The sequence below is a fragment of the Formosa bonchosmolovskayae genome (assembly GCF_051016085.1).
In the GTDB taxonomy this organism is placed as follows: domain Bacteria; phylum Bacteroidota; class Bacteroidia; order Flavobacteriales; family Flavobacteriaceae; genus Formosa.
Genome location: NZ_CP174605.1, coordinates 924,640 through 950,753, shown reverse-complemented (window position 1 = coordinate 950,753; position 26,114 = coordinate 924,640). Strand labels below are relative to the sequence as shown.

Below are 26,114 nucleotides of genomic sequence, written 5' to 3'. Positions count from 1 at the left end.
TAAATAGCCAGAAATCAAGATGATTGATTTCTGGCTTTTTTATTAAGTAAGAATAGATGAGGTTTTTGTTGTTTGTATTATGATGTGAGTTGGTTTGGTAAAGTCAGCCGGTGCTTGCCTAGAATCTATAATCCCAAAATTTTATCTTATTACGATTATAAAATATATAAGATTAAAAGTAGTGTGAGTCTACATAAACTTACTTACCATTAAAGCTATTCATAGTATTATTAAGTCCAGCTGTACCGAAAGATTTAATAAGTTCTACAGCTTTATCTAGGCGCTCAGGAAGTTGGTCGTTTTCTTCTACAGTCCATTCGCCTAAGACATAATCAATCTGTCTTCCTTTGCTAAATTCGTCACTAATACCAAATCGGAATCGGTTATAAGTAGCTGTTTGTAATTTGTTTTGAATGTCTTTTAATCCGTTGTGTCCGCCGTCGCTTCCTTTGCCTTTAAGACGAATACTTCCAAACGATAGATTTAAATCGTCTGTAATGATTAATACATTTTCTAGAGGTATATTTTCCTTTGTCATCCAGTATAGAACAGCTTTTCCGCTTAAATTCATAAATGTACTAGGTTTAAGTAAAATAAAGGTTCGGCCTTTAAACTTATAGGTTGCTAAGTCGCCTAATTTCTGGGTTTCAAAAGATAAAGATTCTTTTTTTGCCAAGTGGTCTAATACTTTAAAGCCAATGTTGTGACGTGTGTTTTCGTATGCGTCACCAATATTTCCAAGGCCAACAATTAAGAATTTTTTCATACTGTCTTGCGTATTTATGTTCGTAAGTTTAGGATGCAGTAAAGATTTTATAAACGTGAACATATCCGATTTAAATTTATGCTAAAATAAAAAAAGCATCCTGAATACACAGAATGCTTTTACTTTTTATAAAACTATTAAAGACTATGCTTCAGTAGTTGCTTCTGGAGTAGCTTCTGCTCCTTCTTCTTCATCGTCATCTTCGATAATTGCAGCTCTAGAACGTCTTACTTGACATACTACAGTGTTATCTGGATGCATAAACTTGTAAGCTTCGTTTTCTAAAGTAGTAATGTATAATTTACCACCAATTTTAAGAGGTGTAATGTCTACTTCGATAAAATCTGGTAAGTTAGCAGGAAGTGCTTTTACTCTTAAGCTACGTTTGTTTTTACGTAAAACACCACCATTTTTAACACCACGAGAGCTACCGATAAAAGATACAGGAATATCCATAGATATTTCTTTATCATCAAAAGTTTGGTAGAAATCTACATGTATAATTTTGTCTGTTACTGGATGAAATTGAATGTCTTGCATAATAGCGTTAAAAGATTCGCCACTAGCTAGAGTAATCACAACTGTATGCGCATTTGGAGTGTACACAAGTTTAGAAAACGCCAATTCGTCTGCAGTAAAATGAACTGGTTTGTCTCCTCCGTATAGTACGCAAGGAACCTGGCCAGCATTACGTAAGGCTTTTGTTGCTTTTTTGCCCACGCTTTCTCTTAGAGATCCGTTGATTGTAATTGATTTCATTTTTATTTATTTAAGTATTAAATTAAATTTACATTACGAATTTTGAACTGATTGATTTGTCGTAGTGTACATTTTGCATGACACCAGCAAATAAATCGGCACAAGTAAGTACTCGTATTTTGTCGCTATGCTGACTTAAAGGAATAGAATCTGTTACTATTAATTCCTCTAGTTTTGAAGCTTCTAGTTTCTTGTAAGCATCTCCAGATAAAATAGGGTGTGTACAAATAGCTCTTACGCTTAGTGCACCACGCTCCATCATTAAATCTGCCGCTTTAGTTAATGTTCCGGCAGTATCTACCATATCATCAACTAAAACAACATTTTTACCCGTAACATCACCAATTAATTCCATGTAAGAAATCACATTGGCTTTTGCGCGTTGCTTATAACAAATAACAACATCGCTTTCTAAAGCTTTAGAGTATGCGTAAGCACGCTTAGAACCTCCCATATCAGGAGACGCAATGGTTAAGTTGTCTAAGTTTAGGGACTTTAGGTAAGGTAAAAAGATTGTGGATGCAAAAAGGTGATCGACTGGTTTTTCGAAAAAACCTTGAATTTGATCGGCGTGTAAATCCATAGTGATAATACGCGTCGCACCAGCTGTTTCTAGCATTTTAGCAACTAATTTAGCTGCTATTGGTACTCTAGGCTTATCTTTACGATCTTGTCTTGCCCAACCAAAATAAGGTAAAACCGCGGTGATGTGTCTTGCAGAGGCGCGTTTAGCGGCATCAATCATTAACAACATCTCCATTAAATTTTTAGGACCAGGATGTGTAGAACCAATAATAAATATACGAGTTCCTCTAATTGATTCTTCGTAAGAAGGCTGAAATTCGCCATCACTATACGTAGAGGTAATAACATTTCCTAGGTGTGAACCATAGGCCGCTGCAATTTTCTCTGCTAATTCTCTACTTTGATCGCAGGTAAATATTTTAGCTTCATTTGAAGGCATATGTAACGTGTTGTTTATTAGTGTGAAACACTACTGGTTTTTAAATTCCGTGCAAATTTAGACATTTATTTTTACCTGAAAAGAAATATGTGTTGTATTTTTTAGGAAGTTTAAATAAAAATGGATTATTTTTGCAGTCTGATTTTGATGAAAAATTCAACTATCACGCTCAAGTGGCGGAATTGGTAGACGCGTTGGATTCAAAATCCAATTTCTTCGGAAGTGTGGGTTCGATTCCCACCTTGAGTACTTTAAAACCCTTTTTAATCTGTTGATTTCTGAGGGTTTTTTCGTTTTTATCCTGATGCTACCTTCAACTTTTAGTCGACATGCTATGAAATGCACGACCACAATACTCACGTTTTCTGCAGACTTTTTTTAGTATTTATAACGATATCAGAAATGCCTTTTAAATAAAATGAAATCTCAGTTCTATCGGTGCAAAAAGACTCAAATTTTTGGATTGATACACTTCAAACAAAATAGTACGTTTTGGATAATGCTACTAAACCCAATTTTTATAGGTGAATTCTGTTCAATGCCTGTATATTTGCGAACTTAAAACTGACTGCTGTTATAAAATTAAGGTCTGCTATAAATTATCCTAGATTATGAAACGTTTATTTTCGAATTTACTATTTAAAGTTTTTTTAGCCATGGTGCTAGGTATTGTTTTCGGACTTTATTTACCGGAATCTGTTAACCGAATTTTCACCACATTTAATGCGTTTTTCGGACAGTTTTTAAGTTTTTCAATTCCATTAATTATATTGGGATTAATTATGCCTGCTATTTCCGACTTGGGTAAAGGGGCTGGAAAATTATTATTGTTAACCGCGGCAATTGCATATGGCTCCACATTATTTTCGGGATTCATGACTTATTTTACGGCATCCAATATATTTCCAAATTTATTAGAATCGCATGTAAATGAGACGGCTCAAATTGTAGATTCAGGATTAGAATTATTACCCTATTTCAGTATAACAATACCGCCACTTATGGATATTATGACTTCCTTAATTCTAGCTTTTGTTATTGGTTTAGGGCTGTCTTATCAGGAAAATTCTACTCTAAAATTAGTGGTTAAAGATTTCGAGACCATTATAATGCAGGTTATAGAATATGTTGTTATTCCGCTTTTACCTTTATTTATATTAGGGATATTCGCTAGCATGTCGTTTAGCGGTAAAGTGTTTTCTATACTCTCTGTTTTTATAAGTATAATTGGTGTAATTTTTGTCTTACATATATTACTGTTAATACTACAGTTTACTATTGCAGGTATACTATCAAAAAAGAATCCTTTTAAGTTATTGATAACCATGATGCCCGCATATTTTACTGCACTTGGCACGCAGTCCTCGGCAGCTACAATACCTGTAACTCTAGAGCAATGTTTAAAAAATGGGGTTTCAGAAAAAATAGCGGGTTTTGTTGTGCCTTTATGCGCAACTATTCACCTCTCGGGAAGTGTTATGAAAATTACTGCTTGTGCTATGGCGTTAATGATTTTAGAAGGTATGCCTTTTAGCTTTACATTATTTGCCGGTTTTATTTTTATGCTTGGAATCGCTATGGTTGCAGCGCCTGGAGTGCCAGGAGGGGCGATTATGGCAGCTGTGGGCATCTTACAATCTATGTTAGGATTTACCGAAGAGATGATCGGATTGATGATTGCTTTATACATAGCCATGGATAGTTTTGGTACGGCGTGTAATGTTACTGGAGATGGCGCTATTTCTTTGGTGGTAGATCGGATAACTAAGGATAAATTGGTAGCCTAGCATTTTAATAAAATCATTACTATTTATAGGCTAATTTTAGCACTCTCTTTATAACTCCTGTCTTCCTTTTAAAGTATTATTTTAGATTAGAGTGAAGTCATTTAAAACAAAATTATGGTTAAAAATGGGATAGAAGAATGTGATAACAGTTCATGGACCGACACTATTTATCAATTTTATTTTACCTTTAATCTTTATTTTAATAGAGGTGTATGCTAGAATAAGGCTATTACCCAGCACAGTTAAATGTTAATAATTTAAAGCAAATAAGTAGCATAGCAGAATGAGAAACCGTTCAATAATTTTAACTATACTTTTTTATTGTTTAATTCTATCGGTAGGGCATGCTCAGTTTTCTCCCAGCATTAAAAACTACAGTTTAGCAGAATATAAAGCAGCTAACCAAAATTGGGATATTTCAAGAGCGGAAAATGGTAAAGTATATGTTGCTAATAGTAGTGGTTTATTAGAATATGATGCCTTGCTTTGGAAACTTTATCAATTGCCAAACAATACCACCGTGCGTTCTGTATTGACTGTAGACGATATTGTTTATACCGGTTCTTATGAAGAGTTTGGGTATTGGCAAAAAGACGGTTTTGGAGTGCTAAAATATCACTCACTAAGTGATACTATTCTCGAGAAGATTTCTCCTAATGAGGACATATGGGGAATCGTAAAATTCAAGGACAAAATAATTTTCCGATCGTTTTCAAATATTTATATATACGATTATAAGAGTGTCGTACAACTAAAGTCTAATTCTTTAATTATTTCCTTTAGTGTTATAGAAGACAATTTATACGTCAGTACCTTAAGTGAAGGCATATTTTTACTTAAAGACAATACACTGGAACCGTTTTATTTTAACGATGTACTTATAAATACTAAAATTATATCTATAAATAAGTACGACGATAAACTACTCTTGATGACGTCCTTAAAAGGAAGCTACTTTTTAAAGAACAACAAGTTAATCTCGACCAATTTTCAAATCAATGAAAAAATAAAACAACATCAGCTTAACGATTTTTCTATTCTAAAAAATGGAGAAATGGTTTTCGGTACTATAAAAGATGGCGTTTTTTTAACCGATAATTCTGGAAATTTAAAGTTTCATGTTAGTAAAGAAAATGGCTTAGTCAATAATACGGTTTTAGGGCAATCTTTAGATAGCTCCGATAATCTTTGGTTAGGTTTAGATAACGGAATTGCCAATATAGAACTTAATAGTACAAACTATTTTTTTAATGATGTTTCTGGTAAGTTAGGCGCCGTTTACGATATTATTTCGTTTAAAGGTGTTATTTATATTGGGACTAATACCGGGCTTTTTAGATTAGATACCAACCAAAAGCTAGAGTTTGTAGAGGGATCTCAAGGTCAGGTTTGGGATTTAACAATTATAGGAGACGAGCTGTTTTGTGGGCATAACGAAGGTACTTTTTTAGTAGACGATAATACTTTTAAAAAGATCTCTGGTTTTACCGGAGGATGGACCATAAAGAAAGTTCCAGAACGAAGTAATACGTATATACAGGGCACGTATTCTGGTTTAGTGAAATTTGAAAAAAAAGAAGGTGAATGGACGGTAAAGCACTTCGATAAAGCCATGATCCCTTCCCGTTTTCTGGTGTTCGAGAATGCGCATACCGCTTGGGTTGCTCATGAAACTAAAGGGATTTATAAAATTCGTTTCGACGATAATTATCAAACGATTCAAAGTGTAGAAAATTATCAGCAAAAAGGCATAAGCTCTAATTATAATATTAGGGTTTACAATATTAAAAATGATATCAGTTTTAAAACTAGTGAAGGTTGGCAAAAGTATGAGCCTATTTTAGATTCTATTGTGCCTTACAAATTGCTAAATACAAAACTAGGAAAGCATAGTTATATTATCTCTGAAGACGATACGAATCTTTTCGCTTTAAAAAATGACGAAGGTTTTATCAATTTTAAATCGTTTACCAACGATGATGAACAACTTGTTTTAAGTGACGATTTTTTGAAGAATAGATATATTGTAGGGTATGAAAATGTCTCTAAAATAAACGACTCGGTGTATGCTTTAAATTTAGATAATGGTTTTATGATGATAAATAGTACCACGCCATCTAATTATGCCTTGGACAAACCAAAAATAGAAATGGTAGCTGTTGGTGGTGTTCCCATTAATTTATCCGAGATAACAAACGATGAGGTGTGCTTTAATTTTAATGAAAATATTACCATAGAACTATCTTCAGCACGGTCTGTCAATCATTTTTTTGAATACAAAATTTCGAATACCGATAATCTATGGTATAAAATCGATGGAAATAAAGTTGAGTTTTCTAGTCTTAAGGATGGAAATTATACCATATCGTTTAGAACCGGCAGTAATTCCGGAACAGTTTCTCCAGCTCTCGATTTACAAATCGATATACTTCCACCGTGGTATAGAGATACCTTTGGTTTTTTATTATATGTGCTTATTGCCATCTTAACCGGTATCATATTCTACGTCATGCAGAAAAAGAAAATTGAAAAAGAGCAACGCCTGATTAAGATTAAATATCAGAAAGAACAACAAAAACTACTACGCGAAAAGACGTTAGAAAACGAAAAGCAAATTGTCGAGCTTAAGAATGAAGCGTTACAAAGAGAAATTAAGCTTAAAAGTAAGCAGTTAGCCAATAATGCCATGGCATTGGTTAAAAAGAATGAAACCCTTCAAGAAATTAAAAAAGAATTAACGGTTAATAAAGAAGGTTTTAATAGTCACTACTCGTTTAAAAAGCTGTTAAAAAAGTTAGAAAATTCAATCGTTCTTAAAGACGAATGGGAAGTTTTCGAGAACAACTTTAGTCAGGTTCACGACGAATTTTTTGAACGTCTAAAAGCCAAACATGCTAAGCTTACACCAAAGGATTTAAAGATTTGTGCCTACATCAAAATGAATCTGTCTTCAAAAGAAATCGCACCTTTAATGAATATCTCTGCTAGAGGTGTAGAAACGCATAGATATAGATTAAAAAAGAAGCTAGATTTGGAAAATGACATTTCTATTACCGATTACTTGTTAAATTTTAAATAAGCACCCTATTTTATTATCTATTACGTAATTAAGCACTACGTCATTACTACGTCATTTGCTTCATTTGTTTTCAACTACAACGTTTTTTTAAAAAGTATAAGGTACGTCAAGCGAGTTTTTTTGATGCATTTTAACATTTTAAGGATGTAATGACGTATTTAAAATGTAAACGGATTTTAACTTTATTTAACAAGAGGTTATAATTTAGTCACACAAACAAACTGAATATTTAACTTTTAATAATACTAATATGAAAACAAAGATTAGTCTGTTGTTAATGCTATTTTTTTCATTTACTGCTTTTGCACAAGAAATGGAAATTAGTGGTGTTGTAACAAGTAAAAATGATGGTGTCCCATTACCAGGAGTAAATATTATTGTAAAAGGAACCAGTAATGGAGTGTCCACCGATTTTGATGGGAACTACTCAATTACCGCAAATAAAGGTGATAATTTAGAATTTAGTTTCATCGGATTTAAATCGTCTACCATTACTGTAGGTGATCAAAATGTGGTGAATGTTCTATTAGAAGATGATGTAGAATCTCTAAATGAGGTTGTTGTTATAGGTTATGGTACACAAAAACGTTCCGATTTAACAGGAGCCGTTTCAAGTATAAAATCTGAGGAACTTTTAAAGCAACCTGCTGTAAATGCTACACAATCTATACAAGGAAAATTATCTGGTGTAAATATTATTAATACCAATGCGCCTGGTAGTGATCCCGTAGTTATGATTAGAGGGTTAGGAACTGCTGCATCTGGTACAACACCACTTTACATTGTAGATGGTATACAAGTAAGCGGTATTAGTAACATAAATCCTTCAGATATTGAAACTATGGATGTTATGAAAGATGCTGCATCGGCTGCTATTTACGGTATGGATGCTGCCAATGGTGTTATTTTTATAACCACTAAAAAAGGTAAAAGCGGCAAAGCAAAAATTGCGTTAAGTTCTTATTTTGGAGCAACGAGTATGCTTAACCAAGTAAAAATGTCTAATGCTTCAGAGTATATCACTTATTTTAATGAAGTGCGTACATCGTTAGGATCGACAGATTTATTATCTACCAATCAAGCATACGATACAGACTGGTACAATGAGTTAGCAGAAGTGGGATTATCTAACAGTAATAATGTTGCCGTTTCTGGAGCGAATGAAAATATTAATTATTTCTTCAGCTTAAATAACTATAATGAAGATGGTATTTTACAAGGTCAAAATTTAACTAGAAACACGTTAAGATCTAACAATACCTTCAATCTTTTCGATAATAAAGTAAAATTAACACAAAGCTTTAGTGCTGCGCTTTCCAAAGAAACACCTAAGCCTTTCGAAGCTTTTAACGAAGCTTACCGCCAATCGCCTTTAGTTCCAACGTATTATGATAATGGTGCTTTTGGTCAGTCCGATTGGAATACTAATACAGGACTCGTTGGTTACCAAGGTAACAGTAGTTTAAACTCTATAGGAAACCCTTTGGCTACTGTGTATTATAAAAATCAGAAAGATGAGGTTACAGACTTGCAAGGATCTTTCGATTTGGAAGTTAAGCTAACAAGTTCTTTAAAAGCGAATTCTCGTTTTGGAGCAACAAAATCGTATTATAAATCAAGATCTTTTAACGATATCAAGTCTCAATATTTAACAATGAATACGGGACAGGATGAAGCAGATTTTAACGCTTTAAAAGCCGCAAATCCAACAACTACGGCTTATGCAGATAATAATTTGTCATATTCTACGTCCGAAAGTTATAGATACAACTGGGATAACTATTTAACCTTCGATAAAATAATAGGAAAGCATACTATTAATGTGGTAGCAGGTCTTACTAAAGGAAGTAAGAATAATACATTTAATACTTATCAGCTTGCATACGATGTGCCTGAAAAAGAGCAATATTGGAATATCAACTTTGCATCCGAAGACTACGAGCAAACGTCTCAACAATTTTCTTCTACGCCTATAAACCAATTATCGTACTATGGAAGATTGCAATATAACTTTAGCGAAAAATACTTTCTACAAGCCAATATTCGTAGAGATGGTATAAGCACATTTAATAATGATAACAATACAGAGTATTTTGGAAATTTCCCATCGTTTAGTGCTGGTTGGGTATTAACTAAAGAATCGTTTTTAAGTGATATAGAAAATTTAAACTTCTTAAAAGTACGTGTAGGTTGGGGTAAATTAGGGAATTCAGATGTGCCTTTTAATGTGTCAACTTATACAACATCTCCAGGAAGTAGTAATGTAAACTATGTGTTTGGCGCAAATCAAGATTTAGTATATGGTGCTGCTTTAGGGGCTTCTATCTATCCAATTTCTTGGGAAATCACTAAAGAAACAAACGTTGGTTTAGATTTTCAAGCCTATAGCTCTAGATTATCAGGTAGCTTTAACTACTACAATAGAAATACAGAAAATGCGATTTTAAATGTTACTCCGGTTTATACGTCTGGAGAAGGATCTAATTATTACGATCATGGCGCAGAGGTGCTTAACAAAGGTTTTGAAATAGAGCTTAATTGGAGAGACAATATTTCTGAAGACTTATCCTATAACCTAGGTTTTGTATTCTCTAAGAATGATAATAACGTAGAGAATGTAAAGTCGGCTTATGATGGTCAGACCGGAGGAAGTTTGTCTAACGGACAAATAACAAAGAGATTACAAGAAGGACAACCTATTTATGCATGGTGGATGTGGGAAGCCGATGGTGTTTGGCAAAACCAAGCAGAAATAGATAGCAATCCGCATTACGGTACGCCTGCTCCAGGACATTTACGTTATAAAGATCAGAACAACGATGGTGTTATAGACGATAGTGATAAAAAATACTTCGATTCTTATCTGCCTACCTATAACTTCGGAATTAATCTTGGTGTTAATTACAAAGCGTTCGATTTAACAGTGGATGCCTTTGGATCTGGAGGGAATAAAATTTATAACGGATTAAAAGGAACAAGTATAGATGGTGGTGAAAATATAGCGTACGATACATTTGCAAACCGATGGACGGGCGAAGGGTCTACCAATGTAAATCCTGGAGCTGCTAGAGATTCTTATGCCTCAAGTTACTATTTAGAAGATGGAGATTATTTAAGAATTAACAACATTACCATAGGTTATACTTTACCAGACCTAATAAATCAAGTGTCTAGAATTAGAATTTATGCGACTGCTAAAAACCCATTTATGTTTACTAAGTATTCTGGTTTCACTCCAGAAATAGTTGGTTCTCCAGGAGCAGCGGGAGCAAGCGGTGTGTCAGGAATAGAGCTTTCTGCATATCCAAATACTAAAACCTTCTTATTTGGTATAAACATCGATTTGTAAAATTTTAAAAATCAGTTATTATGAAAAATAATATTAAAAATATAAAGATTCTATTTTCTATCGGACTGCTTTTAATTACAGCGTCTTGTAGTGAAGATTATTTAAACGTAGATAGTCAAGATCAATTAGAACAAGACGATACCGAAACAGTAACGCCTCAAGAAATGGTAAATGGTGCTTACGGTATGTTAACCGAATGGGATTATGCATTTTCCTATTTAGGAATTACAGAAATTATATCTGATAATGCCGATAAAGGAAGTTCTCCAACCGATACTGGAGCCGATAAAGATGTGTTGGACGCGCTAACCTTTACTAGTAGTGCAGGTTCTATTCTTTCTATGTGGCAAAACTGGTATAAATCTATAAATAGAGCATCTATTGCTATAGATTATGCTGAAAATTATGGATTGACAGACGCCACTTATAAAGACAGATTAGTCGGGGAAGCTAAGTTTTTAAGAGCTTTAAATTATTTCTGGCTAGTAAGATCTTTTGGTGCAGTGCCTTTGCAAGATGTCGATTTAGTTGAAAGACAACCAGTAGCCGATGTATATGCTTATATCGAAGCCGATTTATTAGACGCGATTGCTACACTACCTCTAAAAAGTGAATACAATGCTGCCGATTTAGGACGTGCTACAAAAGGAGCAGCTCAGGCGCTTTTATCTAAAGTTTACTTGTATGAAAAAGAGTGGCAAAAAGCATACGATATGGCTAACAATGTCATTAATTCCGGAGAATATGGTTTACATCCAAATTATGAAGAATTATGGAGAGCTTCAACAGAGAATGGTGTAGAATCTATTTTTGAAGTACAGGCAAGAGGAGAAGCCATCCAACATGGTGTTCAACAATATTCACAAACTCAAGGCGCCAGAGGAGCCGATGGTTGGGGTTGGGGTTACAACACGCCATCCGAAACACTTGTGAAAGCTTTCGAAGCGGAAGGTGATATGGTTAGAATGAATGCATCTATCATTTTTGAAGGTGAAACTTTATGGGATGGTCGCAAAGTGTTTGAAGTTGAAAATCCGAGATATAATGAAAAAGCATATTCTAGTGCTTCAGCAGGTTCAGACGATGGTGATAAAAACATAAGAATATTACGTTATGCCGAAATACTATTAATTAAAGCCGAAGCCGCAACATACATCGGTCAGGATGCCGCAACTCCTCTTAATTTAGTGAGAACTAGAGTTGGTCTGCCTACAATTAGTAATCCTACAGTCGAGCAAATTTGGAACGAAAGACATTTAGAATTAGCTATGGAACACGATCGTTGGTTTGATATTGTTAGAACTGGACAAGCAAAAGAGGTCATGGCTGCCGATGGGAAAACATTTGTAATAGGGAAACATGAATTATTCCCAATTCCTTATAATCAATTAGTACAAACTCCTACAATGGTACAGAATCCAGGGTGGGAATAATATAAATGTTTTAGTCACACCTATTTGGTTGGGTGTGACTAAATTTTAAGATATCATTTATGAACATACTATGTACACGTAAATTTGTTTTAATAAGTATACTATCACTTTCTTTATTTGGTTGTAACAACCAAAAAGAGGAAAAAGAAGAAACAGCAGAGGATACGGAGGTAATAGAGAATGTTGTTTCAGATGAGGCTCTTTTAAATCGAATTCAAGAGCAAACTATCAATTATTTCTGGGAAGGAGCAGAGTCTAATTCAGGTTTAGCACGCGAGCGAATACACATGGATAATATCTATTTGGAATCTCCAGAAAACACAGTAACAACTGGAGGAAGTGGTTTTGGATTGATGGCTATTCTAGTGGGTATTGAGCGCGGATTTATTTCTAGAGAAGAGGCACTAGTAAGATTTGCTAAAATAGTAGATTTCCTAGACAAAGCCGATCGTTTTCATGGGGCTTGGCCACATTGGATTAATGGTGAAACAGGAAAGGTATTTCCTTTTAGCGAAAAAGATAATGGCGGGGATTTGGTCGAAACAGCCTTTCTGATCCAAGGCTTATTAACCGTTTCAGAATATTTTGATGGCGATACCGAGGCCGAAAAAGAACTGGTGTCTAAAATCGATGCATTATACAAAACTGTAGAATGGGACTGGTATACTAAAGGAGGCGAAGACGTGTTGTATTGGCATTGGTCGCCAAACTATGGTTGGGATATGAATATGCCTGTTCAGGGATATAATGAGTGTTTAATCATGTATGTACTAGCGGCAGCATCGCCTACTCATCCTATTAGTCCGACAGTTTACGAAAAAGGTTGGGCAAAAAATGGAAGTATTGTTTCTAGTAAAACATACTACAACGAAGATTTGGTCTTAAACTATTTTTATAATGATACAGATTTGGTCGGACCATTATTTTGGGCGCATTATTCGTACTTAGGTTTAGATCCTAGAAACTTAACAGATCAATATGCAAATTACTGGACGCTAACGCAGAATCAGGCTAAAATACATTATAAATATGCAGTCGATAATCCGCTTAATTATAAAGGATACGGCGATAGCCTTTGGGGATTAACCTCTAGCTATTCTGTCAATGGCTACAATGGACATAGGCCAGGAAACGATGTTGGTGTTATTTCGCCAACTGCCGCCCTGTCGTCTTTTCCATACACGCCAAAAGAAAGTATGAATGTTTTAAAAAATATTTATAAAAATCATGATAGTCTAGTTGGTAAATACGGTCCGTACGATGCTTTTAGCTTCCAAGATAATTGGTATAAACCCAGATACCTCGCTATCGATCAAGGTCCAATTCCAGTAATGATAGAGAATTATAGAACAGGGTTGCTTTGGCGCTTATTTATGAAAAACAGCAATGTACAAAACGGGTTAGATGTCCTTGGTTTTATTTATTAATCACCTCTTAAAAGCTATAAATATGACGTTAAAACCTTATATAATTACACTGTGTTTAGTAATGATTATGCCTTTTGTATTAAACGCACAGCAGTTACAAAAGACTGAAGATTTATTTTTAAGTAAAACACATATTGTAAATACAGACACGCTACAATACAGAATGCTTTTGCCTAAAGGGTTTTCTGAAGATAAGTCGTATCCAGTAGTTTTAGCTCTTCATGGGGCAGGAGAACGCGGCAACGATAATAAGAAGCAATTAGTAAATGGTAGTGATTTATTTTTAAAGGAAAGTACACGAAATACTTTTCCAGCAATAGTCATTTTTCCACAATGCCCTGAAAATGATTATTGGGCAAAACTAGAAGCCGATCGATCAACACAACCAATAACGTTCAATTACAAATACAAAGAAACACCTACTAAAGCGATGGCTTTGGTTATGGATTTAATGGATAATATCGTAGAAAAACCATATGTAAAAATCAATCAAGTGTATGTTATGGGGTTATCTATGGGTGGCATGGGCACCTTCGAAATTCTCTATCGCAAACCAGATGTGTTTGCTGCAGCTATTCCAATATGTGGTGGTGGACATCCGAAATCTGTTATGGCATATGCTAAGTCTATCCCGTTATGGGTTTTTCATGGCGCAAAAGACGATGTGGTAGACCCTAATTTATCCATAAACATGGTATCCGCAATTCTAAACAACGGCGGATCTCCAAGATTTACACTATACGACTTTGCAAATCATAATAGTTGGGATGCTGCTTTTGCAGAACCAGAATTATTAACATGGCTTTTCTCTAAATCGAATAAAATATAATATAATGACAAAACAATTTTTTGTAAAAATAACAGGTATTCTAATTATAGCAATTACGTGTGTAAGCTGTAATTCTAAAAGCGATACAGCTATAAATTCTAAAACATCAGAAGAGAATCCATTCGCATCTAAAGTCGATTCAATTTTAAAATTGATGACTATAGAAGAAAAACTAGGTCAGTTAAATTTACCAACATCTGGCGATATTACAACAGGTGCTGCTAAAGGTTCTGATGTTGGAGAACGCATAAAAGAAGGTAAAGTTGGAGGTTTATTCAATATTAAAACAGCCGAAAAGATTTATGAAGTTCAGAAAATTGCTGTAGAGCAAAGTAGACTGGGGATTCCATTAATTTTTGGAATGGACGTTATTCATGGTTATAAAACCACATTTCCAATTCCTTTAGGTTTATCGAGTTCTTGGGATATGGAGATGATTGAAAAAACAGCTCGAGTAGCAGCGGTTGAAGCGAGTGCAGATGGAATTAACTGGACGTTTTCGCCAATGGTAGATATTTCTAGAGATCCACGTTGGGGACGCGTTTCCGAAGGTAATGGAGAAGATCCTTATTTAGGGAGTGCTATTGCCAGAGCAATGGTAAACGGATATCAGTCAGACGACTTAGCCGCAAACAATACACTTATGTCTTGTGTAAAACACTTTGCACTTTATGGCGCTTCAGAAGCAGGAAGAGATTACAATACCGTAGATATGAGTCGTATTAGAATGTATAACGAATACTTAGCGCCGTATAAAGCGGCTGTAGATGCTGGAGTAGGTTCTGTAATGGCATCATTTAATGAAGTAGATGGTATTCCTGCAACAGGAAATAAGTGGTTACTTACAGATTTACTAAGAGACGATTGGGGGTTTAATGGATTTGTAGTAACCGATTATACTGGTGTTTACGAAATGATTGCTCATGGTGTAGGAGATAAATATGAAGTTTCAGAACTCGCCTTAAAAGCAGGTGTAGATATGGATATGGCAGGAGATTCGCCTTCTGTTCCAGCGGCGTTTGTGAAAACATTAAAAACATCTCTTGAAAATGATAAAGTGTCTATGGATGAAATTGATACAGCTGTAAAACGTATTTTAACGGCTAAATATCAGTTAGGTTTGTTTGACGATCCTTATAGATATTGTGATTTCGATCGTGCTAAAACAGAAATATTTACTCCAGAACATAAAGCCTTTGCACGTAAAGTTTCTGCAGAATCTATGGTGTTGCTTAAAAACGAAGATCAGTTATTGCCACTTAAAAAAGCGGGAACAATTGCGTTAATCGGTCCTCTAGCAAAAGCTACAAATAACATGGCAGGGACTTGGAGTGTGGCTACAGATCAAGAACAATCTAATTCTGTTTTCGATGGTTTAAAAGAGGTGATAGGAGACAAAGCAACTATGTTATATGCTAAAGGAAGTAATATCGATTACGACTTAGAGCTAGAACAACGTGCTACAATGTTTGGTAAAGATATTCCGCGTGACGGACGTACAGATAAACAATTGCTAGACGAAGCGCTTCAAATAGCAGCAAAGTCTGATGTCATTGTAGCTACTATTGGAGAGTCTGCAGAATTAAGTGGAGAAAGCAGTAGTAGAACAGATCTTGGTATTCCGCAAGTTCAAAAAGATTTATTGAATGCGTTACTTAAAACAGGAAAACCTGTGGTTTTAGTACTGTTTACCGGAAGACCTTTAGTCTTGGTTGAAGAAAACGAAAATGTACCAGCCATACTTAATGCATGGTTTCCTGGAAGTGAAGCTGGTTTAGCGATTTCAGATGTGTTGTTCGGAGATGTAAATCCTTCAGGGAAATTAACCGCTACCTTTCCTAGAAATGTAGGTCAGGTGCCATTATTTTACAATCATAAAAACACAGGAAGACCGCTTGGAAATTCTGAAGGAAAATTCGAAAAATTTAAAAGTAATTATATCGATGTTCGTAATGAACCTTTATATCCTTTCGGGTATGGTTTAAGTTACACGACGTTTGATTATGCAAATCTAAATTTAGATGCTTCTGTAATAAATATGGATGGCGAAATTAATGTATCTGTAGACGTGACTAATTCTGGAGATTACGATGGGAAAGAAGTGGTGCAGTTATATATAAGAGACCTTGTAGGCTCTGTAACGCGACCTGTAAAAGAGCTAAAAGGCTTTCAAAAAGTATTAATTAAGAAAGGAGAAACTCAAACTGTAACCTTCAAAATATCTGTTGAAGATTTAAAGTTCTATAATTCAGATTTAGATTTTGTGGCTGAACCTGGACAGTTTCAAGTATTTGTAGGAACAAATTCGGATGCTCAAATGATGAAATCCTTTGAGTTGACAGAGTAAAAAAGGCCTTAATTAACTAATAGCAAGTCCTTATGCCACACATATATTTTAAGTTTTTACCCCCATATTCTTATTAATTTGTGTGGCTTTTACTTCTTAGATAACGATACCATTTCAGGTCCGAAATTCTATAGTAAGGCCTTCAGAGGAGCACATTGATTTTGAAACCAAGTCGTATTTCAGAATAAGTAATCCTTTAAGCACATCAAAAAGGAATATTTGGTCCTAGAAAAAAAACTTGAACACGAGCCAAAATGAAATACAGATCGTGCGTGTAAACCGTTTGAAAGATTAAAAGGGTAGCACGTTGTATAATGTATTAACCCAAAACGACATTAAATTATATATCATGAAAAATTTACTTTTTTTATTCACTATAATATTATTTTTTTCTTGTAATAATGAAAAGAATCGGAAGGCACAACAACCTTCTAATACAGCCGAAAATACAGAGATAAATTCTGAAACATACATTAATCCATTAGATATAGATTATACCTATATGGTTTATAATTCAAGTCAGAATAAATCGTACCGTTCTGGTGCAGATCCAGCGGTTATAGAATTTAAAGGCGAGTATTACATGTTTGTCACGCGTTCTTTTGGCTATTGGCATTCTACCGATTTGGTAAACTGGGATTTTATTAAGCCAGAACAATGGTTTTTTGAAGGTAGTAACGCACCTACAGCTTTCAACTATAAGGATTCATTAGTGTATTTTGCTGGTAATCCTGCGGGCTACGGAAGTATTCTTTATACAGATGATCCAAAAAGTGGAAAATGGGAACCGACAGCATCTATATCTACCGACATTCAAGATTCGGAATTATTTATAGATGACGATGGAGAAACCTATTTGTACTGGGGCTCTTCTAATGTGAATCCGTTAAAGGTGAAAATACTGAATAAAGACGATCGTTTTTTAGAAACTGGTGTGCGTAAAGACTTATTTAATCTCGACGAAGACGCACACGGATGGGAACGCTTTGGCGAGAATAATTTCCATCCAACTTTAAAGGAAGGCTATATGGAAGGTGCTTCTATGACCAAACATAACGGAAAATATTATTTGCAATACGCCGCACCAGGAACTCAATTTAATGTGTATGCCGATGGGGTTTATATTGGAGATACACCATTAGGGCCTTTTACATATATGAAAAATAATCCGATGAGTTTTAAACCAGGCGGATTTACAAATGGTGCAGGACATGGAATAACGGTGAAGCAAACCAACGGACAATATTGGCATTTTGCCACCATGGCGCTTGCTTCTAATTCGCAATGGGAACGTCGTTTGTGTATGTTTCCTACATATTTTGACGACGATGGCTTGATGTATACCAATACCGCTTATGGCGATTATCCGCGTTTTGGCGCTAATCATCCTACAAAGGCTGGCCAACATAATGGTTGGATGTTATTGTCTTATAAGGGTGATGTTACTGTCTCTTCTTCTTTAATGCAGATTAAGAAATTTACGTCTAATGATGATGCTGTAGAAGTCACAGAATTGCCTTTAGAAAAAAATACTGATGGTCAAATAATCTCAAAAGTATTAACAGACGAGAATCCTAAAACATTTTGGGTTGCAGAAGCCAATGATGATAAACAATGGATCACTATAGACATGTTAAAACCTGGAAACATAAACGCTTTTCAGTTGAATTTCCATGACCACGAATCAGGAATTTATACACGTACCGAAGGATTAAAACATCGATTTACAATTGAAACCTCAGAAGATGGTGTTAACTGGCAAACCGTTGTAGACAGAAGTACGAGCGAAAAGGACACACCAAATGCATACATAGTATTAGACGCTCCTGTAAAAGCAAAATATGTGCGCTACAACAATATTAAAGTGCCTGGGACAAATTTTGCAATGTCAGAATTTAGAGTCTTTGGAATAGGACTAGGAGATAAGCCAGAAAGCGTAACAGGATTTAAAGTAAAAAGAGAAGACGATCGTAGAGATGTGCAGTTTTCTTGGGATGCTGTAGAAGGCGCGCAAGGTTATAATATCCGTTGGGGAATTGCAGAAGATAAATTATATCAGTCATGGCAAGTTTACGATACAAATGAACATTTTATGCGTTCCTTAGATCGGGATACGCCATATTATTTTACTATAGAAGCATTTAATGAAAATGGAATTTCTGTACAAAGTGATATTCTATTTGCTCAATAAATCATATTGCATCTTGAGTATGTCTTAAGCATTATTTAATCAAACAAACACACTAAAACTAAAACAATGAAAAAAAGTCTTTTCTTATTATTAATCGCAGCAGTTTCCGCTTTGGGAGGCTTGTTATTTGGTTATGATACAGGAGTTATTAACGGGGCACAATTTTATCTTACAGAATATTTTCAATTAAGCGATGCTTTAAAAGGATGGGTTGTAGGAAGTGCGCTCTTAGGTTGTTTTGTAGGAGCCATTATTGCCGGACCGTTAAGTGTTAAGATTGGTCGAAAAAAATCTTTAATTATATCGGCTGTATTTTTTACGCTTTCGGCCTATGGTTCAGGTTTACCAGAACTGTTTCCGCAAACGGTAAGTATGTTGGTGGTTTTTAGAATTATTGGAGGTTTAGGTATTGGTGTGGCGTCTATGAATGCACCTATGTATATTGCAGAAATTGCACCTTCTAATATTCGTGGCCGTATGGTTACGTATTATCAATTAGCCATTGTTATTGGTTTTTTTGTCGTGTTTCTTGCAACATATTTTATTGGTAGTGATTTAAGTGTTGCCGAGAATATAGAGTTTGGATGGCGTCGTATGTTTTGGTCGGAGTTAATCCCTAGTATTTTGTTTTTAGTGCTCTTATTTATTGTGCCAAAGAGTCCAAGATGGTTGGCTTTAAAAGGAAGGGATAAAGATGCTCTAGAAGTTTTACAAAAAATTAATGGAGACGCACTTGCTTCAAAAGAAATGGCCAATATTAAGGCGTCTTTAAACGAAGCTAACGATGGTGTTGAGGTGAGTTATTTCTCCAAAGCAATTCTAGGAATTATAGCAATAGGTACCGTGCTTTCGGTATTACAACAATTTACAGGAATTAATGCGGTATTGTATTATGGTGCAGACATATTTGAAAAAGCACTTGGTTTTGGAAAAGAAGATGTGCTTTTACAACAAATATTACTGGCCTTTGTGAATTTAGTGTTCACTTTTGTCGCCATGTTCACTGTAGATAAGTTTGGAAGAAAACCATTACTATACATTGGCTCGGTTGGGATGATTATTGGGTTCTTGTTATTAGGAATTACATTACAGCAACAAAATGTTGGGATGTTATCATTAATAGGAGTTTTGGTATTTATAGCTTCTTTTGCCTTGTCTATGGGGCCAGTGGTTTGGGTTTTATTATCCGAGATGTTTCCGAATAAAATTAGAAGTGTTGCCATGTCTGTGGCTGTGGGGGCACAATGGGCCGCAAATTATGTCGTGTCCCAGTCGTTTCCAATTGTTATGGGAAGTGAAACAAACAATAGTGCGCCTTGGCACGGTTCTTTACCTTACTATATTTTTATAGCCTTTATATTAATAATTGTATTTATCACGTATAAATTTTTACCTGAAACAAAAGGAAAATCTCTTGAAGAGATTGAGAAATTCTGGAAAGCCTAGCGCGTTGGTTTAACTTCAGATTCGCAAAGTCAAGGCTTACCGAACATAGAAAAAGTCCCATGCATTTATTGCATGGGACTTTTTTTGTGAATAACGGCTTATTGCCAATACTGGTTTAACAACAACCGCCACCTGGTGTGCAGGAATTAGCTTCTGTAGATGTTGTAGTAATCGTTTCAAGGCCACCTGCCTTCTCGGCATATACGGTAACGCTAAAGATACCTGTATTACCTTCGTTAAACGCAGTGACTTCTTCTGCAGTTAAATATTTTTCTAAAATATCGTTAGGAATTACAATGGGTTTTTCCTTTTGTATGGTCATGTTTTTAAATCCTTGATCTGTGATAAGTTGTAAATATTCAGATTTCTGAATAGCTCCCGCCACACATCCTGCGTACATTTCGGCATCCTCTTTTAGCGCTTTTGGAAGATCTCCAACCAATACCACGTCAGAAATACTAAAGTGACCATTCGGTTTTAAAACACGGTGAATTTCTGAAATTACTTTGGTCTTGTTAGGTACAAGGTTTAAAACGCAATTACTTACAATAACATCAGCAACATTATCGTTTACAGGCATATTATCTATGTCTCCGGTTCTAAATTCTACATTATTATAACCTAATGTATCAGCATTTTTACGTGCCTTTTCTATCATAATCGGAGTGAAATCAATACCAATAACTTTTCCTTCTGCACCCGTTTCGTGTCTGGCAACAAAGGCATCATTTCCAGCACCAGAACCTAAATCGATAACTGTATCTCCTTTTTTAATTTTAGCAAACTGTGTTGGTAATCCACAGCCTAAGCCTAAATCCGCATCTTCAACGTAACCTCCAGTTTTGGAGTAGTCGTCCATCATAATATTATACACTTTATTGCTAGATGTTGTAGCGCCACAACACGACGACGCATTTTCTGCTTTGCCTTGTTCTGCAATGGTGGTGTATCGTTCTTTTACTATATTCTTTAATTCTTGCTCTTTGTCCATAGTCGTATTGTCTAGTGCTTGTGAAGCAGGTTTGAATTTAAATGATGTTAATAATTAAACACGTGATAATTGTATATTGTAATATTACGATTAAGTAAGGAAATGAGCAAAATTTTACACGGATTTGTGATTTTTTTAAGGTTAGATAAATTCCTGTATTTTGATTAAATAGACGGTGCGAATTTTAAAACTTGCGTTGTTTGGCAAATAATAATAGTTAATCTTTTAAGCTAATTTCTTTTTCTTAATTTTACGCTCGAAAATTTGAGCGCGGATTAAAGAAACGGTGCTCATCAATAAAAATATCTTTATTAATTTAATTTCCCAATCCCCTAAGTATGTTAGACGATTTCCTTTTTTATGTGCAATATGGTGTTAATCATGTATTAGATATTAATGGTTACGACCATGTATTATTTCTTTTAGTCTTAACCGTATCTTATGTGTTCAAGGATTGGAAACGTGTATTAATCTTGGTTTCACTTTTCACTTTAGGGCATACTATTTCTTTAATTTTAGCAGCGTATGGTGTGGTGCAAATTAATGGTGTTGTGGTCGAGTTTTTAATTCCGATAACCATTCTTATTATGGCCTTGTCTAATATATTTACTGCAGGTAAAACCATAAACAAAGGCGTGGGTGTATTGTTTTTCTCGGCTTTATTTTTCGGAATTATTCATGGTTTAGGATTTGCAAGAGAGTTTCATTTACTAATAGGAGGAGCAAGTAATAAATTAGTACCATTATTGGAATTTGCTCTAGGGATTGAAGTCGCCCAAGTTATTATTGTATTCGTTGTTTTATTGTTTAGCTATATCATGCAAACGGTATTCCGATTCTCCAAGCGAGACTGGGTTTTAGTGGTGTCTTCTATTGTAATTGGTTTGGTTATTCCTATGATTATGGAAAACGAATTATTAGCCTAGAACACAAAGTTTTCTCAAAATTTTAACGAATTACCGTTGTTACTAAAAAGTTAACGGATTATCTTCGTTAAGAGTTCTTTAGATTTAAAAGAATAAGGTCGAGGTTTTTACTTTATTTATATGCAATACTAGGGGCTCGCTCTAATTTAAATTTTTTTAATGCCAAAAAAAAAGCAACTTAAATACGATAAAGCTTATTTACGTATAGCAAGAGAGTGGGGGAAATTATCGTTTTGCGAACGCAAGCAAGTGGGAGCCGTTATCGTGAAAGATCGCATGATTATTTCTGATGGATTTAACGGAACACCTTCCGGATTTGATAACTTCTGTGAAGATGAAGAAGGCTACACAAAGTGGTATGTTTTGCATGCCGAAGCAAATGCCATTCTTAAAGTTGCAGCGTCCACACAATCTTGTAAAGGGGCTACATTATACATTACACTTTCGCCATGTAAGGAGTGCAGTAAATTAATTCACCAAGCAGGAATAGTAAGAGTCGTGTATTGCCAAAAATATAAGGATAATTCCGGGTTAAGCTTTTTAGAAAAAGCAGGCATAGAAATAGAATACATCGAAGATTTATCTGCATAATGGCTCTTAAAAAAACATACCTGCCTATAATTATTGGCGCAGCAGTAGCTGTGGGCGTACTTATTGGTGGTAAGTTAAATTTTTCCGATACTTCCGATAGGTTATTTACCTCCAATAGTAAAAAGGAAAAACTAAACCGACTTATCGATTATATCGATTACGAGTATGTAGACGATGTAAATACCGATAGTATTGTAGATGTTACTGTAAATGGTATTCTTCAAAACTTAGATCCGCATTCGGTTTATATTCCTAAAGAGGATATGGAAAGCGTTTCAGAGAACATGAAAGGGGATTTTGTTGGTATTGGTGTGCATTTTTACACCTATAAAGATACCGTAACAGTGATTAGAACCGTAGATAATGGTCCTAGTGATAAGGCAGGAATACTTGGAGGAGATCGTATTATTTTAGCCGATGGAGATTCGCTTTTTGGCAAGTATCTTGAGGATATAGATATTATTCATCGTCTTAAAGGGCCTAAAAATTCTAAAGTAAGTTTAAGAGTGTTTAGAAAAGACACCAATCAATTTTTAGATTTCGATGTCGAGAGAGATATTATTCCTATTAAAAGTGTAGATGCGAGTTATATGTTAAGCAATACACTTGGTTATATTAAGGTGAATCGCTTTGCTGAATCTACATACAGAGAATTTAAAAATGCTTTATTAGATTTAAAGTCTAAGGGAGCCAAGGAAATTACAATCGATTTAAGAGATAATCCAGGTGGTTTTTTAGGCGTTGCCGAGCAAATTGTAGATGAATTTTTAGAGGATGAAAAACTAATTCTTTTTACAAAAAATAAAAGAGGAAATATAGACAATACCTACGCTACTGATAAGGGGGATTTTGAAAACGGGGAGGTATATGTTTTAATTAATGAAAATTCGGCTTCGGCAAGCGAGATTGTTGCTGGTGCTTTGCAAGATAACGATAAAGGGACTATTGTGGGGCGCAGGTCGTATGGAAAAGGTTTGGTGCAACGCGAAATGGATTTGGGCGATGGTAGTGCTGTGCGTTTAACCGTTTCTAGATATTATACGCCTACAGGACGCTCTATACAGCGTTCTTACAGTAATGGAAATAAAGATTATTACGACGAATATTTCGAGCGTTTAGAAAGCGGAGAGCTATTAGATCCAAGTAAAATAAAAGTATCAGATTCTTTAAAATTTACAACGCCTAAAGGCAAGGTGGTATATGGAGGTGGCGGTATTATTCCAGATGTCTTTGTGCCTATAGACTCCAATATGGAAAATGAAACCTTACTGTTTTTAGAACAACGCGGTTTTATAAGCTATTTTATTTTTGAAGAATTAGAGAAAGATAGGCACATCTTCGATATCTATAATAAACGTGATTTTATAGACAATTATACTGTTGAAGACGATTTGGTTCTTGAGTTTCAAGATTACTTAAATGCCCGAACAGCAGCTAATATAACTTTTGTGTCTTATCAAGACGAAGTGAAATTATTCTTAAAGGCTATTATTGCCGATCAGTTATTCGGAAAAGGGGCGTACACCGAAGTCTTTAATAAAGACGACGCTATGCTAAGGGAAGTTATAAAAATAAGCGAGCAGCATTAAAATACATTAACGCTGCCCACCATTCTTAATTCTTATAATATATTTAGTTCTGCTTTTTAAACTTTTCTTCAATACGTTTAGACGTATTCAGGATAACTAACAAAACAATAGCGCATAATAACGCCATTATAGTGATTAATGCTACAATGCTTTCATCTCCAAAGGGATTGTCAAAATTAATTTGAGTCAGGTTGAAAACAATAAGTGCCAGGGCGATTACCGATAATATTATTGATAGTATTTTCATATTAGATAAATAAAGCTTTAATGTTGTGTGCAAATAATTTCACAGCGATGGCTAGCAATATAACTCCAAAAACTTTACGAATTATATTAATTCCTGTTTGTCCTATAATACGTTCTATAGCAGACGATGTTTTAAGTACAATGTAAATTAAAATAACGTTTGCTAAAACTGCAACTATAATGTTTTCTGTTCTAAACTCTGCTCTAAGCGATAATAAGGTTGTTAAACTACCAGGACCAGCAATAAGCGGGAATGCTAACGGAAACACCGTAGCCGTAACCGAACTTTGTTCTTCCTGCTTATAAAGTGTAATACCTAATATCATTTCTAAGGCGATAAAAAACAGTATAAATGAACCTGCTACAGCGAATGAATTTACGTCTATTCCAATTAATTTTAGAATACTATTTCCTAAAAATAAGAAGACAATTAAAATGACACCTGCGATAATAGATGCTTTTTCACTTTGAATTTGTCCCATTTTTTTACGTAAATCAATAATAATAGGGATGTTTCCTATAATATCTATTACAGCAAATAGTATCATAAATGCTGTGAATATTTCTTTAAAATTGAATTGCATAATTTTACTTCTTGATTTTATTTTTTTTGCAAAAGTACTAGATTAAAACAGACTATCTGTATTAATTAAATATAAAGTTTGTCTATTTTTGTGGCATGTTTCAAATAGGAAAAACCATAATTTCAGAAGAAATTATAGAGAAGGATTTTCTCTGTAATTTGTCAGCTTGCAAAGGTGCTTGTTGTATAGATGGCGATGCAGGCGCACCGTTAGAACAGGATGAAGTAAAGATTCTGGACGATATTTATTCAAAAGTCAAACCGTTTTTACGTCAGGAAGGTATCGATGCTATCGAAGCTCAGGGTACATCTATAGTGACAGATTTTGGCGAATTGGAAACACCTCTTATTAATGGAGCCGATTGTGCCTATGTTATTTTCGACGAAAAAAAGACTGCGCTTTGTGCCATCGAAGAAGCCTATAATCAAGGTGAAATATCATGGAAAAAACCAGTGTCTTGTCATTTATACCCGATTCGAATAAAAGATTTTACCGAGTTTTCTGCCGTTAATTACGATCGTTGGGAAATATGCGACGATGCTTGTACGCTTGGTCAAGAGTTGGGCGTGCCCATCTATAAGTTTGTAAAAGAAGCTTTAATTAGAAAGTTTGGCGAAGATTGGTATATGGAACTAGAGAAAGTTGCCGAAACTTATAAATAGAGGCTCTTTAAGGATAGCATAGTACAATAATACAGTCCGTACTTATTAGTTTGGTTGTAGTTATATAAATTAGGAAGTAAGGTACAGTCTAATACCATAGGGTTTATAGCCTGTTTTAAAGCCGTCTAGATTTAGGAATACGATATAA

The 26,114-nt window shown here is 34.9% G+C and carries 19 protein-coding genes and 1 tRNA gene; 14 read left to right on the top strand and 6 right to left on the bottom strand.

Annotated features, from left to right (window positions below; all coding sequences use genetic code 11):
• Nucleotides 1-199 precede the first annotated feature (199 nt).
• From pth to ACKC83_RS03950, 3 genes are all read right to left on the bottom strand, one after another.
• Nucleotides 200-766 carry an aminoacyl-tRNA hydrolase gene (gene pth / locus ACKC83_RS03960; RefSeq protein WP_434037094.1) on the bottom strand — a complete coding sequence of 189 codons (567 nt, stop codon included), beginning with the start codon at nucleotides 764-766 and terminating at the stop codon, nucleotides 200-202.
• Nucleotides 767-910: 144 nt separating this feature from the next.
• Complete coding sequence (locus ACKC83_RS03955) at nucleotides 911-1,525, bottom strand: 50S ribosomal protein L25/general stress protein Ctc (protein ID WP_414036505.1); 615 nt, start codon at nucleotides 1,523-1,525, stop codon at nucleotides 911-913.
• A 28-nt stretch (nucleotides 1,526-1,553) separates the two neighbouring features.
• Nucleotides 1,554-2,489: a ribose-phosphate pyrophosphokinase gene (locus ACKC83_RS03950; protein WP_414036506.1), complete on the bottom strand. Its 936-nt coding sequence runs from the start codon at nucleotides 2,487-2,489 to the stop codon at nucleotides 1,554-1,556.
• Between the two features lie 167 nt (nucleotides 2,490-2,656).
• On the opposite strand from ACKC83_RS03950, the gene ACKC83_RS03945 reads away from it, so the two are divergent.
• The 10 genes from ACKC83_RS03945 to ACKC83_RS03900 all read left to right on the top strand — a co-directional run bounded on the left by ACKC83_RS03945 (nucleotide 2,657) and on the right by ACKC83_RS03900 (nucleotide 20,377).
• Nucleotides 2,657-2,738 (top strand) — tRNA-Leu (locus ACKC83_RS03945).
• 362 nt (nucleotides 2,739-3,100) lie between these two features.
• The gene (locus tag ACKC83_RS03940) at nucleotides 3,101-4,276 is read left to right on the top strand and encodes a dicarboxylate/amino acid:cation symporter (protein ID WP_434037093.1); all 1,176 of its coding nucleotides are present in this window, start codon (nucleotides 3,101-3,103) and stop codon (nucleotides 4,274-4,276) included.
• Nucleotides 4,277-4,559: 283 nt separating this feature from the next.
• Entirely contained in the window at nucleotides 4,560-7,355 is a 2,796-nt protein-coding gene (locus tag ACKC83_RS03935; protein WP_434037092.1) for a LuxR C-terminal-related transcriptional regulator, read from the top strand.
• Nucleotides 7,356-7,605: 250 nt separating this feature from the next.
• On the top strand, nucleotides 7,606-10,704 hold the full coding sequence (locus ACKC83_RS03930; protein ID WP_434037091.1) for a SusC/RagA family TonB-linked outer membrane protein: 3,099 nt from the start codon (nucleotides 7,606-7,608) through the stop codon (nucleotides 10,702-10,704).
• A gap of 20 nt (nucleotides 10,705-10,724) precedes the next feature.
• On the top strand, nucleotides 10,725-12,137 hold the full coding sequence (locus ACKC83_RS03925) for a RagB/SusD family nutrient uptake outer membrane protein (protein WP_434037090.1): 1,413 nt from the start codon (nucleotides 10,725-10,727) through the stop codon (nucleotides 12,135-12,137).
• Between the two features lie 59 nt (nucleotides 12,138-12,196).
• The gene (locus ACKC83_RS03920) at nucleotides 12,197-13,564 is read left to right on the top strand and encodes a glucoamylase family protein (RefSeq protein ID WP_434037089.1); all 1,368 of its coding nucleotides are present in this window, start codon (nucleotides 12,197-12,199) and stop codon (nucleotides 13,562-13,564) included.
• 22 nt (nucleotides 13,565-13,586) lie between these two features.
• Nucleotides 13,587-14,393, top strand: a complete 807-nt coding sequence (locus tag ACKC83_RS03915) for a prolyl oligopeptidase family serine peptidase (protein ID WP_434037088.1) — start codon at nucleotides 13,587-13,589, stop codon at nucleotides 14,391-14,393.
• A 4-nt stretch (nucleotides 14,394-14,397) separates the two neighbouring features.
• The gene (gene bglX, locus ACKC83_RS03910; protein ID WP_434037087.1) at nucleotides 14,398-16,740 is read left to right on the top strand and encodes a beta-glucosidase BglX; all 2,343 of its coding nucleotides are present in this window, start codon (nucleotides 14,398-14,400) and stop codon (nucleotides 16,738-16,740) included.
• 349 nt (nucleotides 16,741-17,089) lie between these two features.
• Nucleotides 17,090-18,931, top strand: a complete 1,842-nt coding sequence (locus tag ACKC83_RS03905) for a family 43 glycosylhydrolase (protein WP_434037086.1) — start codon at nucleotides 17,090-17,092, stop codon at nucleotides 18,929-18,931.
• 66 nt (nucleotides 18,932-18,997) lie between these two features.
• Entirely contained in the window at nucleotides 18,998-20,377 is a 1,380-nt protein-coding gene (locus tag ACKC83_RS03900; protein ID WP_414036515.1) for a sugar porter family MFS transporter, read from the top strand.
• Nucleotides 20,378-20,492: 115 nt separating this feature from the next.
• On the opposite strand, the gene ACKC83_RS03895 is transcribed toward ACKC83_RS03900, so the two are convergent.
• Nucleotides 20,493-21,368, bottom strand: a complete 876-nt coding sequence (locus ACKC83_RS03895; RefSeq protein WP_434037085.1) for an arsenite methyltransferase — start codon at nucleotides 21,366-21,368, stop codon at nucleotides 20,493-20,495.
• A 338-nt stretch (nucleotides 21,369-21,706) separates the two neighbouring features.
• On the opposite strand from ACKC83_RS03895, the gene ACKC83_RS03890 reads away from it, so the two are divergent.
• The 3 genes from ACKC83_RS03890 (at nucleotide 21,707) to ACKC83_RS03880 (ending at nucleotide 24,474) form a co-directional block, all read left to right on the top strand.
• On the top strand, nucleotides 21,707-22,294 hold the full coding sequence (locus ACKC83_RS03890; RefSeq protein ID WP_434037084.1) for a HupE/UreJ family protein: 588 nt from the start codon (nucleotides 21,707-21,709) through the stop codon (nucleotides 22,292-22,294).
• Nucleotides 22,295-22,453: 159 nt separating this feature from the next.
• Complete coding sequence (locus ACKC83_RS03885) at nucleotides 22,454-22,885, top strand: deoxycytidylate deaminase (RefSeq protein ID WP_414036518.1); 432 nt, start codon at nucleotides 22,454-22,456, stop codon at nucleotides 22,883-22,885.
• Nucleotides 22,885-24,474 carry a S41 family peptidase gene (locus tag ACKC83_RS03880; RefSeq protein ID WP_414036519.1) on the top strand — a complete coding sequence of 530 codons (1,590 nt, stop codon included), beginning with the start codon at nucleotides 22,885-22,887 and terminating at the stop codon, nucleotides 24,472-24,474. The genes ACKC83_RS03885 and ACKC83_RS03880 overlap by 1 nt, the downstream gene beginning before the upstream one ends.
• Nucleotides 24,475-24,517: 43 nt before the next feature.
• Here ACKC83_RS03880 and ACKC83_RS03875 read toward each other — a convergent pair whose 3' ends face one another.
• Nucleotides 24,518-24,721 (bottom strand): hypothetical protein, encoded by a 204-nt coding sequence (locus ACKC83_RS03875; RefSeq protein ID WP_414036520.1) that lies wholly within the window; start codon nucleotides 24,719-24,721, stop codon nucleotides 24,518-24,520.
• Between the two features lies 1 nt (nucleotide 24,722).
• Nucleotides 24,723-25,304, bottom strand: coding sequence for a MarC family protein (locus tag ACKC83_RS03870; RefSeq protein ID WP_414036521.1), 582 nt, complete (start codon nucleotides 25,302-25,304; stop codon nucleotides 24,723-24,725).
• A 95-nt stretch (nucleotides 25,305-25,399) separates the two neighbouring features.
• Here ACKC83_RS03870 and ACKC83_RS03865 point away from each other — a divergent pair, with 95 nt between their 5' ends.
• Nucleotides 25,400-25,966: a DUF3109 family protein gene (locus ACKC83_RS03865; protein WP_414036522.1), complete on the top strand. Its 567-nt coding sequence runs from the start codon at nucleotides 25,400-25,402 to the stop codon at nucleotides 25,964-25,966.
• The last annotated feature ends 148 nt before the right edge of the window (nucleotides 25,967-26,114 follow it).

Coding starts and splice junctions, on each gene's coding strand:
- pth (WP_434037094.1), bottom strand. CDS start 766: ATGAAAAAATTCTTAATTGTTGGCCTTGGAAATATTGGTGACGCATAC.
- ACKC83_RS03955 (WP_414036505.1), bottom strand. CDS start 1,525: ATGAAATCAATTACAATCAACGGATCTCTAAGAGAAAGCGTGGGCAAA.
- ACKC83_RS03950 (WP_414036506.1), bottom strand. CDS start 2,489: ATGCCTTCAAATGAAGCTAAAATATTTACCTGCGATCAAAGTAGAGAA.
- ACKC83_RS03940 (WP_434037093.1), top strand. CDS start 3,101: ATGAAACGTTTATTTTCGAATTTACTATTTAAAGTTTTTTTAGCCATG.
- ACKC83_RS03935 (WP_434037092.1), top strand. CDS start 4,560: ATGAGAAACCGTTCAATAATTTTAACTATACTTTTTTATTGTTTAATT.
- ACKC83_RS03930 (WP_434037091.1), top strand. CDS start 7,606: ATGAAAACAAAGATTAGTCTGTTGTTAATGCTATTTTTTTCATTTACT.
- ACKC83_RS03925 (WP_434037090.1), top strand. CDS start 10,725: ATGAAAAATAATATTAAAAATATAAAGATTCTATTTTCTATCGGACTG.
- ACKC83_RS03920 (WP_434037089.1), top strand. CDS start 12,197: ATGAACATACTATGTACACGTAAATTTGTTTTAATAAGTATACTATCA.
- ACKC83_RS03915 (WP_434037088.1), top strand. CDS start 13,587: ATGACGTTAAAACCTTATATAATTACACTGTGTTTAGTAATGATTATG.
- bglX (WP_434037087.1), top strand. CDS start 14,398: ATGACAAAACAATTTTTTGTAAAAATAACAGGTATTCTAATTATAGCA.
- ACKC83_RS03905 (WP_434037086.1), top strand. CDS start 17,090: ATGAAAAATTTACTTTTTTTATTCACTATAATATTATTTTTTTCTTGT.
- ACKC83_RS03900 (WP_414036515.1), top strand. CDS start 18,998: ATGAAAAAAAGTCTTTTCTTATTATTAATCGCAGCAGTTTCCGCTTTG.
- ACKC83_RS03895 (WP_434037085.1), bottom strand. CDS start 21,368: ATGGACAAAGAGCAAGAATTAAAGAATATAGTAAAAGAACGATACACC.
- ACKC83_RS03890 (WP_434037084.1), top strand. CDS start 21,707: ATGTTAGACGATTTCCTTTTTTATGTGCAATATGGTGTTAATCATGTA.
- ACKC83_RS03885 (WP_414036518.1), top strand. CDS start 22,454: ATGCCAAAAAAAAAGCAACTTAAATACGATAAAGCTTATTTACGTATA.
- ACKC83_RS03880 (WP_414036519.1), top strand. CDS start 22,885: ATGGCTCTTAAAAAAACATACCTGCCTATAATTATTGGCGCAGCAGTA.
- ACKC83_RS03875 (WP_414036520.1), bottom strand. CDS start 24,721: ATGAAAATACTATCAATAATATTATCGGTAATCGCCCTGGCACTTATT.
- ACKC83_RS03870 (WP_414036521.1), bottom strand. CDS start 25,304: ATGCAATTCAATTTTAAAGAAATATTCACAGCATTTATGATACTATTT.
- ACKC83_RS03865 (WP_414036522.1), top strand. CDS start 25,400: ATGTTTCAAATAGGAAAAACCATAATTTCAGAAGAAATTATAGAGAAG.